Source organism: Mycobacterium sp. OAS707 (assembly GCF_014873705.1).
Classification (GTDB): domain Bacteria; phylum Actinomycetota; class Actinomycetes; order Mycobacteriales; family Mycobacteriaceae; genus Mycobacterium.
Window position 1 is genome coordinate 89,940 of sequence record NZ_JADBDS010000004.1, and the last position, 11,999, is coordinate 101,938.

At 66.1% G+C, this 11,999-nt stretch carries 11 protein-coding genes; 10 read left to right on the top strand and 1 reads right to left on the bottom strand.

What is annotated here, in order from left to right; all coding sequences use genetic code 11:
* Nucleotides 1-57: 57 nt before the first annotated feature.
* Nucleotides 58-1,377 (top strand): NAD(P)/FAD-dependent oxidoreductase, encoded by a 1,320-nt coding sequence (locus GGC64_RS25380; RefSeq protein WP_192725355.1) that lies wholly within the window; start codon nucleotides 58-60, stop codon nucleotides 1,375-1,377.
* Here the strand turns inward: GGC64_RS25380 and GGC64_RS25385 are convergent.
* Nucleotides 1,334-2,296 (bottom strand): 2-hydroxyacid dehydrogenase, encoded by a 963-nt coding sequence (locus GGC64_RS25385; protein WP_192725356.1) that lies wholly within the window; start codon nucleotides 2,294-2,296, stop codon nucleotides 1,334-1,336. The genes GGC64_RS25380 and GGC64_RS25385 overlap by 44 nt on opposite strands.
* A 282-nt stretch (nucleotides 2,297-2,578) precedes the next feature.
* Here GGC64_RS25385 and GGC64_RS25390 point away from each other — a divergent pair, with 282 nt between their 5' ends.
* Genes GGC64_RS25390 through GGC64_RS25430 form a run of 9 tightly spaced genes read left to right on the top strand, consistent with a single transcriptional unit; the run spans nucleotide 2,579 to nucleotide 11,887 of the window.
* Nucleotides 2,579-4,123, top strand: coding sequence for an ABC transporter substrate-binding protein (locus GGC64_RS25390; RefSeq protein WP_192725357.1), 1,545 nt, complete (start codon nucleotides 2,579-2,581; stop codon nucleotides 4,121-4,123).
* 3 nt (nucleotides 4,124-4,126) lie between these two features.
* Nucleotides 4,127-5,053, top strand: coding sequence for an ABC transporter permease (locus GGC64_RS25395; protein ID WP_192725358.1), 927 nt, complete (start codon nucleotides 4,127-4,129; stop codon nucleotides 5,051-5,053).
* Nucleotides 5,054-5,060: 7 nt separating this feature from the next.
* Nucleotides 5,061-6,038 carry an ABC transporter permease gene (locus GGC64_RS25400; protein WP_192725359.1) on the top strand — a complete coding sequence of 326 codons (978 nt, stop codon included), beginning with the start codon at nucleotides 5,061-5,063 and terminating at the stop codon, nucleotides 6,036-6,038.
* Nucleotides 6,039-6,049: 11 nt separating this feature from the next.
* Nucleotides 6,050-7,066 carry an ABC transporter ATP-binding protein gene (locus tag GGC64_RS25405; protein ID WP_192725360.1) on the top strand — a complete coding sequence of 339 codons (1,017 nt, stop codon included), beginning with the start codon at nucleotides 6,050-6,052 and terminating at the stop codon, nucleotides 7,064-7,066.
* Nucleotides 7,067-7,075: 9 nt separating this feature from the next.
* Nucleotides 7,076-8,071, top strand: a complete 996-nt coding sequence (locus GGC64_RS25410; protein ID WP_192725926.1) for an oligopeptide/dipeptide ABC transporter ATP-binding protein — start codon at nucleotides 7,076-7,078, stop codon at nucleotides 8,069-8,071.
* Nucleotides 8,068-8,790, top strand: a complete 723-nt coding sequence (locus GGC64_RS25415) for a sulfite exporter TauE/SafE family protein (RefSeq protein ID WP_192725361.1) — start codon at nucleotides 8,068-8,070, stop codon at nucleotides 8,788-8,790. Before GGC64_RS25410 ends, GGC64_RS25415 begins: the two co-directional genes overlap by 4 nt.
* An 8-nt stretch (nucleotides 8,791-8,798) precedes the next feature.
* Nucleotides 8,799-9,602, top strand: a complete 804-nt coding sequence (locus GGC64_RS25420) for an IclR family transcriptional regulator (RefSeq protein ID WP_192725362.1) — start codon at nucleotides 8,799-8,801, stop codon at nucleotides 9,600-9,602.
* Between the two features lie 9 nt (nucleotides 9,603-9,611).
* Nucleotides 9,612-10,937 (top strand): enolase C-terminal domain-like protein, encoded by a 1,326-nt coding sequence (locus tag GGC64_RS25425; RefSeq protein WP_192725363.1) that lies wholly within the window; start codon nucleotides 9,612-9,614, stop codon nucleotides 10,935-10,937.
* Entirely contained in the window at nucleotides 10,934-11,887 is a 954-nt protein-coding gene (locus tag GGC64_RS25430; protein ID WP_192725364.1) for a 2-hydroxyacid dehydrogenase, read from the top strand. Before GGC64_RS25425 ends, GGC64_RS25430 begins: the two co-directional genes overlap by 4 nt.
* Nucleotides 11,888-11,999 lie beyond the last annotated feature (112 nt).

An 11,999-nucleotide genomic window follows, 5' to 3' on the forward strand; every position in this document is an offset into this window, starting at 1 on the left:
CCGGAGTGAACTCGAGTGAGCGAACGTCGACAAACCGCAGTCGTATGTGGCGCAAGCATGGCCGGACTGCTCGCCGCCGCAGTCCTTTCCGACTTCTATGAATCCGTCACGCTCATCGAGCGTGATGTGTTGCCCGACGAGGTAACTCACCGGCGTGGCGCATCGCAGAGCCACCATCTGCACGCGTTGATGAGTCGCGGCTCGCGCGCGTTGGGTCAATTGCTCCCCGAACTGCCGGACGACCTCGTCACGGCAGGCGCCGGATTCGTCGACGGCACCGACCCGGCCGTCGCCTATATCCGCTTCGGCGATCACGTGTTGTCCCGCGCCGGCCGATTCACCAACCCCCACGGGATCTCCACTCATCTCGCCAGCCGCCCACTGTTGGAGACGCTTGTGCGGCGTCGAGTGCGGGCGATCGAGAACGTGACGATCCTCGACGGACACGAGGCCATCGAACCGACCGTCGACCTCGCAGGCGATGTCACCGGGATTCGCGTGGCCAACCGCGCCTCGGGCGAAGAGCATCGGCTGGACGCCGACTTGGTCATCGCCGCGACCGGCCGCTCGGCGCGCACGCCGGCATTCCTCGAAGCGCACGGCTACGGCCGACCCACCGAACAGCGCTACACCGTCAACCTGAACTACACGAGCCAGTTCTTCAAGGTCCCGATCGGCCTGATCAGCGAGAAGACCGTCCTGATTGCACCGACGATCGAAAGGTCAACCGGCGCAGGTCTATTGGTCTACGAAAACGATGTCGTGGTCCTCACCCTCATCGGCGTCGCAGGCCAGAAGCTACCGACTGACTTTGCCGGGCTCATGACGTCCATGGCCGAACTGTTGCCGCCCCACATCATCACCGCGCTGCGCGCCGGCGAACCACTGGGCCCGGTGCGCGCGCAGAACTACCCCGCGAGCGTGTGGCGCCGTTACGACAAGATGAGTCGATTCCCGAAGGGACTGCTTGTCATCGGCGACGCCGTCTGCAGCTTCAATCCGGTCTATGGCCAAGGCATGACTTCCGCAGCGCTGCAAGCTATTGCGTTGCGTGACGCGTTGCGCAAGGGCACCGATGACGTGGCTCAGCGCTACTTCCGCGCCACCACCAAGAAGTTGCGGCCCGTCTGGCGGGGCAACCGGTTGAACGACTTCGCCGTCTTCCCCGCCGACGATTGGCGCTCGGTACCGAAACGGTTAATCAACTGGTACATGGACAGATTCATGGCTGCCGCGGCCAAAGACATCGTTCTGACCGAGACATTCGTTCGCATTCTGCATCTCGTCGAGCCCGCGAGCCGACTGATGCACCCGGCCATGTTGATGAGGGTGATCAGGAGTCAGCGCCGACCCGCGCCGGCATCGGCACCGGCGTGACGAGCTGACCGGTCTTCAAGAAGCTGTCGAGGTTGCGCAGCGTCAGGTCCTCCATCGCCGCGCGGGTTTCCACCGTGCCGCTGGCGACATGCGGCAACACGACGACGTTGTCCATGGTCAACAGCGCGCCAGGCACATTGGGCTCGTCCTCGAACACGTCGAGTCCCGCACCCGCCAACCGGCCTTCCTCCAGCGCGTCGACCAACGTCTTCTCGTCGACGACACTGCCGCGCGCGATGTTCACCAGATAACCGTCGGGACCCAACGCCTCGATCACCTCGCGGCTCACCAGGCCCTGCGTGCCCGCACCGCCTGCCGCGGCGACGATCAGCACATCCACCCCGCGCGCCAGGTCCGCCGGTGTCTCCACATACTCATACGGTGATCCCTCGACCACATGTCTGTTGTGATAGGAGATCACGCAGCCAAAGGCGCTGAGCCGCTGCGCGATTGCACTGCCGATGCGGCCGAGCCCGATGATCCCGATTCGCTTGTTGCTCACCTGACGGGTCAGCGGATAGTTCCCGTCAACCGGCCACCGGCCCGCGCGCACATAGCGGTCTGCAGCCGAGAACTGCCGCATCACGTCGATCACCAAACCCACCGCCGTGTCGGCCACGCAGTCCGTCAGCACATCGGGGGTGTTGCTGACCACGACGCCGCGCGCTGCGGCCGCATCCACGTCGGTGGTGTCATAGCCGACCCCGAAGTTCACGACCGCCCCAAGGTTGGGCAGCGCAGCCATCAACTCGGCATCAACGCCCTTCCGGCCCGACGTCACCACCGCCTTGATCTCGCTGCCGTGCTCGGTCAGGAAGTCGGCGGGCTCGTCGGGCAGCACGTAGGCGGCGTAGTCGTCCCGCAGGGTCTGTGCCAACGACGGCTTCAACGGCCCGACCTGCAACACCGAACGACTCATGACCCCCACGGTACGGCGACCTGCGAATACCCGTCCAACCCCGAAATAGCATGGACTTATACCCAACCCGCATGACAGCGCTATCGACAGTCCAGGCAGGGTATGAGCGGTCGAAAAACCAAGTGTGAGCTGGCATTTCGCAGGAGAGGTTGGCCAATACAAACTCCCATTCGGCCACTTGGCCCGGGTTGACGCTGTTCCGAAGCCCTCCCTAACGTGTGTCTGCGATCACACGGTTTATCTACATACGTGGACGTCACCAACCGCAGCCCGGGAGGATCCATGAGACGCCAAGCACTTGCCGTCGCGCTTGCGGCAGTCACCGTGGTCGCCAGCGGCTGCACCGTCGCCAACTCGCGGCACGGTGGCTACGACCTCAACACCCTGCGGATCGTGCTGCCCGAGGAGCCGCCGACCCTCGAGCCGTGCGAGAGCTCGCTGACGTCGACGGGTGTCGTCGTCAGGTCCAACATCACCGAACCGCTCATCGAGCGCGACCCGGCCTCCGGTGACCTGCAGCCGCTGCTGTCCACCGGCTGGCGGCAAACCTCGCCGACCGAGTGGACCTTCGACATCCGCAAGGACGTCACCTTCTCCAACGGTGCTCGGTTCACCGCAACCGACGCCGCGTTCTCCATCGACCGGGCCGTCAACTCCGATCTGAATTGCAACGTCGACGGCTACGTGTTCGGCGACGAGAAGCTCAAGCTCAACGCCGTCAACGACACCACGCTGACAGTGACCACCGAAACCCCCGATCCCATTCTGCCGCTGCGTATCTCGTTCGTGGAGATCGTCCCGCGCACCACCAGCACCACCGCGAAGGTGCGCGAACCGATCGGCACCGGCCCCTACGTCGTCGACGATTGGGAGTACGGCCAGAAGTTGCGGCTGGCGCGCAACGCCACCTACTGGGGCAAGCAGCCCGCGTTCGCCCGCGCCGAATACCAGTGGCGCAGCGAGGGCAGCGTGCGCGCCGCGATGATCACCAACGACGAGACCGACATCGCGACGGGCCTTGGCCCCGAGGACGGCGCGGGCAACCTCGGTGTGGCGTTTCCCAACAACGAAACCACCGCACTGCGCATCACGTGTATCCAGGCGCCGCTGAACGACATCCGCGTCCGCCAAGCCATCAACTACTCGGTCAACCGCACCGGAATCGTCAAGGCGCTGTTCCGCGGCATGGGCGAGCCGGCCGCCCAGTTGATCCCCGACGGCGTCGTCGGCCACAACCCAGATCTGGCGCTGTGGCCGCACGATCCGGACAAGGCCAAGCAGTTGGTGGCCGAGGCGAAGGCGGCCGGAGTCCCTGTCGGCACGCAGATCAGGTTGATCGGCCGCACCGCGCAGTTCCCGAAGATCACCGAGACCATGGAAGTCATCCAAAGTGAGCTGGCCGAAATCGGCCTGAACGCCAAGATCGAGATGATGGATACCGCGGGTCAGCTGCAGTATCAGCTACGCCCGTTCCCTGACAACGCAGGACCGTTCGTCGCGCTGATCATGCACGGCAACCAGGCCGGGGATGCAGCGTTCAGCGTCGACCAGTACATGCGCACCGACGGAGCGCAAAACGGCTGCGGTACACCTGCTTTCGACCAGAAGATCGACGCGGCCGGACAGCTCATCGGCCAGCAGCGTCAGGACGCGTACGCCAAGCTGTTCGCGGCCGAGCCGACCGAGGTCGGCCAGTTCGCCTACATCGCGCACATGAACGGGGTGCTCGGAAAGTCACCGCGCGTCGACTATCGGCCGAACTCCGCAACCGGAGACGAGATGCGGCTAGCCCAGATGACGTTCGCCAGCACAAACCGGGAGGCCTAGCCCATGTTCTCCTTCATCCGGCGACGGATGTACACCAGCGCACTGCCGTTGATCATCGTGCTGCTCGGGGTGTTCCTCCTCGCCCGACTCACCGGCGACCCCACGAACCTGTACCTGCCCGAGTCAGCCACCCCGGAGCAGCGTGCCGACTTCGCCGCGAAGAACGGGTTCGACCAGCCACTGTTGACCCAACTCGGCGACTATTTCAAGGGCGTCCTGCACCTGGACTTCGGCACCTCGCTTCGCACCGGTGAATCCGCGTCCGAAATGGCGCTGCGGGCCTTTCCTGCCACGCTCCAATTAGCGTTCACCACAATGCTTCTGGCGATCGTGCTCGCCGTGGTCATCGGCTGCTGGGCCGCTTACCGTCCCAACTCGCTGGCCGACCGGTTCTCCAGCCTGCTGTCCATGACCGCCGCCAGCATCCCCGACTTCTGGTTCGCGATCACCGGCGTCTGGCTCTTCGCCGTCCTGCTCGGCTGGCTGCCCACCTCCGGTGTCGACAGCGGCCTGTCCTGGATCCTGCCGATCGCGACGCTGATGATCCGGCCGCTCGGTGTGCTCACTCAAGTCGTGCGCGGCGCAATGGTTTCCGCACTGTCCGCCCCTTACGTGCGACTGGCCCGCAGCAAGGGCGCCAGCGACCTGCGGGTCGTCACCCACCACGCGCTGCGTAACGCCGCGGCCCCCGCGCTGACCGTCGCAGGCGACCTCGCGGTGGGACTGGTCAACGGTGCGGTCGTCGTCGAGGCGATCTTCGGTTGGCCGGGCATCGGCAAGCTGATGATCGACGCGATCCTGCAACGGGACTTCGCCGTGCTGCAGGCGGCCGTGCTGTTGACGGCGGTGAGCATCTTCGCCCTCAACATCTTCATCGACGCCTGCTACGCGTTGCTCGACGCCCGCGTCCGGGAACCAGCGAGAGTCTAGGAGAGACATGAGCACGCAACTCGATCTCGTCCCGGTCAAGCCGACCACCGCGATCGTCGGCGAGCCCGAAACCCGCAAGCGCTCGAAATGGTTCCGGTTGCTGGTCAACGACCGCGTCGCCGCCGCAGCAGCGGTCGTGCTCGGCCTGGTCTTTTTCACCGGGATAGTCGGACCGATGTTCGTCGGCAACCTCGCCACTCATATCGACCTGGACAACTCCAACCAGGCGCCCTTCACGCTCGCGCACGGGTGGGCCAACATCCTCGGTACCGATCCGCTCGGCCGCAGCATGCTGGCCCGGCTGATCGTCGCCTGCCGCACCACGTTGTCGGTCGCGGTCCCCGCCGTGGTCATTTCCGCCGTCGTGGGTTCCGCGATCGGCATGTGGGCCGGCTACTACCGCGGCTGGCGCGAAACGATTGCGATGCGGGTCGCCGATGTGATCATGAGCTTCCCGTCGCTGCTGCTCGCCGTCGTCGTGCTGTACGTGTTCTCGCCAAGCGCGGCGAACATCGTTCTGGTGCTGGCGATCACGCGCGTCCCTGTCTACCTGCGCACGGCTCGTGCCGAGTCCGCCGAACTGCAGAGCAGGCTGTTCGTCGACGCGGCCCGCACGTTCGGCGCCAGCGCCCAAGCGATCATCTGGCGCCACGTCGCGCCCGTCGTCCTGCCCACCTTGCTGACCGTCGCGACGCTCGACTTCTGCTACGTGATGCTGGCGGAGAGCTCGTTGAGCTTCCTGGGCATCGGCATCCAGCCGCCCGACGTCAGCTGGGGCCTGATGGTCTCGCAGGGCCGCACCTACCTGCACACCGCGTGGTGGCTGTCGTTCTTCCCCGGCCTTGCCATTGTCATCACCACCGTGTCGGCGACCATCCTCGCCGCATGGGCCCGGATCGCCACCGACCCGGGACAACGGTGGCGCCTGACCGTTCCGCAGAAACGCCTCTCTCGCTTCACCAAAACCACGAAGCGCCTCTCTTGAAAGGCATAAGCATGACCGCTGTCGCAGAACGCCTGCCCGATCTCGACGAAACGGTGTTGGAGGTCGACGGGCTGACCGTCGACATACGCACGATCAGCGGCACCGTCCGCGCGGTCAACGACGTCAGCTTCACGGCGCGCCGCGGCGAAACGCTGGCGCTGCTCGGCGAATCCGGCTGCGGCAAGTCGATGACGGCCACCGCCCTCGTCGGCCTGCTCGAGCCCGTCGCCGACGTGGTCGGCGGGACAGCGCAACTCAGCGGCTTTGACCTGTTCCGCGTCGGCAGGGCCAAGCGCCGTGAGATCGCGGGCACCGAACTCGCGATCGTCTTTCAGGATGCACTCACCGCGCTGAACCCGCTCTACACCGTGGGAACCCAACTGGCCGAACCATTCCGGATCCACCACGGCATGAGCGCCAAGCAGGCCAAGGCCAAAGCGGTCGAGCTGATGGCCCGCGTCGGCATCCCGCAACCCGAGACCCGGCTGAACTCCTACCCACACCAGTTCTCAGGCGGCATGCGGCAGCGACTGCTGATCGCGATGGCCGTCGCGCTCAACCCCAGCGTGCTGATCGCCGACGAGCCGACCACCGCGCTCGACGTGACCGTGCAGGCTCAGATCATGGCGCTGCTGCGCGATCTGCGTGCCGAATACAAGATGGCCGTCGTGCTGATCACGCACGACCTGGCGCTGGTCGCAGAGGAGGCAGATCGCGTCGCGGTGATGTACGCGGGCAATATCGTCGAAACCGGCTCGGTAGCAGAGGTTTTCGCCAACCCGCGGCACCCGTACACCAAGGGGCTGCTGAACTCGGTTCCCGTCCACGCCCGCCGCGGTGATCAACTCAAATCGATCGGCGGCACGCCCCCGGACTTGCACGCCATCCCTGCGGGTTGCGTGTATCAGGCGCGCTGCCCGTTGGCGCGCGACATCTGCGCGACGACGCGACCCGCCCTTGATGGTGGCGACCGCAAGGCCGCCTGCCACTTCCCCGAAGAGGTTGAAGCCGGACGAGAGGAGGACTAACAAATGCCTGTGTCTGAGAAGCTGCTCGAAGTCCGCGATCTGCACAAGTCGTTCAGCGTTCCCAACGCAGGCAAGAAGAAGCTCTGCGCGCTGGACGGCATCACGCTCGACCTGTCCCGCGGCGAGACCCTCGGCCTTGTGGGCGAATCCGGATGCGGAAAGTCGACGCTGGCAAGGACATTGCTGATGCTGGAACGACCGGACTCGGGCACCGTGCGCTTCGACGGCATCGATCCGTTCGGCCTGCGCGGCAAGGAGCTGCTGGCGTTCCGCCGTCGGGTCCAGATGGTCTTCCAGGATCCCTACGCGTCGCTGAATGCGCGGATGACGGCCGGCGAGCTCATCGCCGAGCCGTGGCGCAGCCACAAGGGTGTGTACAAGGGCCGTCGTGACCGTGAGATGCGCGTGCGCGGCCTGCTGGACCTTGTCGGTCTCGGCGCGAAGTCCTTCGACAAGTATCCGCAGGAGTTCTCCGGCGGCCAGCGCCAACGCATCGGGATCGCCCGCGCGCTGGCGCTCGACCCAGATGTGATCATTTGCGACGAGCCGGTGTCCGCGCTCGACCTGTCGGTGCAGGCGCAGGTACTCAACTTGCTCAACGACCTGCAGAGCCAGCTGGGCATCTCGTACATCTTCATCTCGCACGACTTGTCCGTCGTCCGCCACGTCGCAGACCGCGTCGCGGTGATGTATCTCGGCAGAATCATCGAATCCGGCCCTACCGAAGCGGTTTTCGACCGGCCAAACCACCCATACACCGCCGCGCTGATGTCTGCGGCGCCCAAGCTGAACGGCGAGCAGCGCCCCGAACGGATCTTGCTCAAGGGCGAGGTGCCTTCCCCGCTGAACCCACCGTCAGGCTGCCGGTTCCGGACGCGCTGCTGGAAGGCCACCGACGTCTGCGCGACGACAACGCCGCCGAGTGCGGTGGACCCCGAAGTATCTGGACACGCCGCCGAGTGCCACCATCCGCTGTTGCAGGAGGGGACGCTGGCCTCGGTATGAGTGTCCTCGGATTCTGCACTGTCGCCGGGGCGGTGATGCTGGCGTCCTGTCTGCAGGCGTCGATCGGCTTCGGCATCGGCATGCTGGCCGCGCCGGTGATCGCGCTCGTCGACCCGCGGCTCATTCCGGGCACCCTGATCATGGTCGCGACGCTGGTGACGTTGATCGTGGCCGTGCGGGAGCGCGAAGACATCGACTTGCACGGCACGGGCTGGGCTCTGGTAGGCCGGGTGCCCGGAACCATCGCGGGCGCATTGCTTTTGGCCATGCTGCCTGAGCGGGCACTGACGGTGATGCTGGCCGGCGTGGTGCTCGCAGGTGTCGCCCTTACCAGCTTCGGTTGGATTCCTGCACCGCGGCGGCGCAACGTGGTGCTGGCGGGCGCGACGTCGGGTGTGCTGGGCACCGCGACGTCGATCGGTGGTCCGCCGATGGCGCTGGTGTGGCAACGCAACAGCGGTGCGCGCCTGCGTGGGACGATGAGCGGCTTCTTTCTGGTCGGCTCGATGATGTCGATTGCCGCGCTCGCGGTGACCGGGGCCATCGACGGCCGAACCGTGTCGGCGTTCGCTGCGTTGATCCCTGCGGCGGTCGCCGGATACGCGCTTTCACGCCGCGTCAACCGCTTTCTTGATCCAACCCGACTGCGCTGGTTGGCAATCGGCGCCTCGACACTGGGCGCCGTGGTATTGATCGGCCGCGAACTGCTGCCGAGCTGAGGAGGACCGTGACTGACGAGCCCGACATCGCCGTACGCAAGGTGAAATCCGCCGTGCGGACCGTGGAGCTGCTCGAGTACCTGGCCGCCCGGCCCGACCACCCTGCGCGCCTCCGCGAGATCAGTGACGCACTCGACATGCCCCGCAGCAGCGCGCACGCCCTGCTGCGCACGCTCGTCGCGCAGGGCTGGGTACGGTGCGATCCGTCAGGCACGCTGTACGGCATCGGCATTCGCGCACTGCTCGTCGGCACGAGCTACCTGGACAGCGACCCGTACCTGCCGCTGATCACCCCGTTCCTCGACGACCTGCGCCAGGACCTCGACGAGACATTTCACCTCGGCCGCCTCGACGGCACCGACGTCGTATACCTGGCCACCCGCGAGTCCAAGCAGTACACCCGCGCGGCGAATCGGGTCGGCAGGCGGCTGCCGGCATACTCCACCGCGCTGGGTAAGTCGCTGCTGGCCGAGCGGTTCGGCACCGACCGCGACGAGCACATCCCGGGCGCGCTTCGGGCGCTCACCGCCAACACGGTGGTCGACCGCGCCGCGCTCGACGAGGTGCTCGACGACGTGAGGGTGCGGGGTTTTGCCGCAGACCACGAGGAGAACACCACGGGACTGCGGTGTTTCGCCGTCGCGCTGCGCTACTGCACACCCGCGCAGGACGCCATCAGCTGCTCAGTGCCGGTGGGCCGGCTGACGAAGGACCGTGAGCGCGAGATCGTCGACGCGCTTTGCACGATGGGCGACAAGGTGTCCCGCGTCGTGCGCCCACTGGCCAACGGCGACAAATGGTTCGCGTCGTAAGGAGATGGCATGAACACACCCGTCGTTAGCGACATCACGGTGATCCCAGTCGCGGGCCACGACAGCATGCTGCTGAACCTCAGCGGCGCGCACGGGCCGTACTTCACCCGAAACCTGGTGGTCCTCACCGACTCCGAGGGCAACACCGGTGTCGGTGAAGTTCCTGGCGGTGAACCGATCCGTCGCACACTCGAGGAGGCAGGTGCTCTGGTCACCGGCCGCAGCATCGGCGACTACCACGCTGTGCTCAACGACATGCGGCGCGTGTTCGGCGACCGTGACGCCGCGGGGCGCGGCGCGCAGACGTTCGACCTGCGCGTCGCCGTGCATGCGGTGACCGCCGTCGAGTCGGCGATGCTCGACCTTCTCGGCAAGCATCTCGAGGTGCCGGTGGCGGCGCTGTTGGGCGAAGGGCAGCAGCGGGATCGTGTGCAAGCGCTGGGGTATCTGTTCTTCGTCGGCGACCGCACCAAGACGGATCTCGCGTACCGATCGGCGCCCGACGAGGCCGACGACTGGCTGCGACTGCGCCATGAGGAAGCGCTGACACCGGACGCCGTCGTGAGTCTCGCGGAAGCGGCGCGGGCGCGGTACGGGTTCCGCGACTTCAAGCTGAAGGGCGGCGTGCTGCCGGCGGCCGACGAGGCCAAGGCCGTGATCGCACTGGCGGAGCGATTCCCCGACGCTCGAATCACGTTGGACCCCAACGGCGGTTGGCTACTGGCGGACGCGGTGAGGACGTGTCGCGAGCTGACGGATGTGTTGGCCTACGCCGAGGATCCGGTCGGTCCCGAGGGCGGTTTCTCCGGTCGCGAGGTGATGGCGGAATTCAAACGGGCGACCGGTCTGCGGACGGCGACGAACATGATCGGCACCGACTGGCGCGAACTTGGTCACGCGATCCGCGCGAACGCGGTAGACATCCCGTTGGCCGATCCGCACTTCTGGACGATGGCCGGGTCGGTGCGCGTCGCGCAGCTATGCGATGCATGGGGGTTGACCTGGGGGTCGCACTCCAACAACCACTTCGACGTTTCGCTGGCGATGTTCACCCATGTCGCGGCCGCGGCACCTGGCACGATCACCGCGATCGACACCCACTGGATATGGCAGGACGGCCAACGGATCACGGTCGAGCCGTACCAGATCGTCGACGGCTACCTCACGGTGCCAAACAAACCGGGGCTTGGGGTCGAACTCGACATGGCGGCCGTCAGCGCGGCACACGAGTTGTATCAACGCGAAGGGCTCGGCAGCCGCGACGACGCCGTCGCGATGCAATACCTGATCCCCGGCTGGACGTTCGACCCGAAACGCCCTGCGCTGCAACGATGAAGATTGTCGTCGCAGATAGGAACCTGCTGCCGCACCGCGAGCGGTTCGAAGCGGCGATGCCACCGGGTGCCGAGGTGAGTTGGGGCGGCGACGGGTTGCGGAACGCCGATGTTTATGTCGGGAGCAGGTTCACCGCGGACATGGCGGGCGTGGCGCAGAAGCTGCGGTTGATTCACGTCGCCGGTGCGGGAACCGACAAGGTGGACTTCTCGTCGCTGGGTCCGGATGTTCTGGTGGCCAATACGTTTCACCATGAGCGGTCGATTGCCGAGTATGTGGTCGCGGCCGCGGTGATGCTGCGCCGCGAGTTTCTGGCGCAGGACCGTCAGTTGCGGCGCGGCGTGTGGGCGACGTCGGTGTACGACGGCGCGATAGCTCAGCTCGACATCTTGGGCAGCGCACACATCGGGTTCGTCGGGTTCGGGCACATCGGCCGGTGCGCATGGAACTTGTTCCGCGCCTTCGGTTGTAGCGGGTCGGCGGTGACGGGCTCGGGGCGGGTTTCCGCGTGTGGCCTGGAGTGGTCCGGGCCGACGACGGAGCTGGATCGACTGCTGACAGAGTGCGACGTCGCGGTGGTGTCGGCGCCGCTGTATGAGCACACCGAGGGAATGATCGGCCCTGGGCAGCTGCGCGCACTGGGACATGACGGCGTGTTGATCAATGTCGGGCGAGGTCCGCTGGTGCAGGAGCGGGCGTTGTACGACGCGTTGGCGGCCGGGGTGATCCGCGCTGCGGCGATCGATGTCTGGTATCGCTACCCGTCGGGCCAGGGTGCTGCTCCGCCGAGTGACCTGCCGTTCGCGGAGCTGTCGAACGTGTTGATGACGCCGCACTCGTCGGGCGTCACGCGGGACACCTTCGCGGGACGGGCAGACGACATCGCTGCGAACATCGGGCGCCTGCAACGGGGTGAGCCACTGGAGAACGTCGTCTTCGGCGGCAAGTGACGGCGTCCAAGCCAGAGGCTGACTGCACTCCTCCCGGGGCTGTCATCAATTGTTGACAGTCTCTAGAAGAGAACACCGCCCGAGCAGCGCAATCAAACCAGCCGTCGACCGC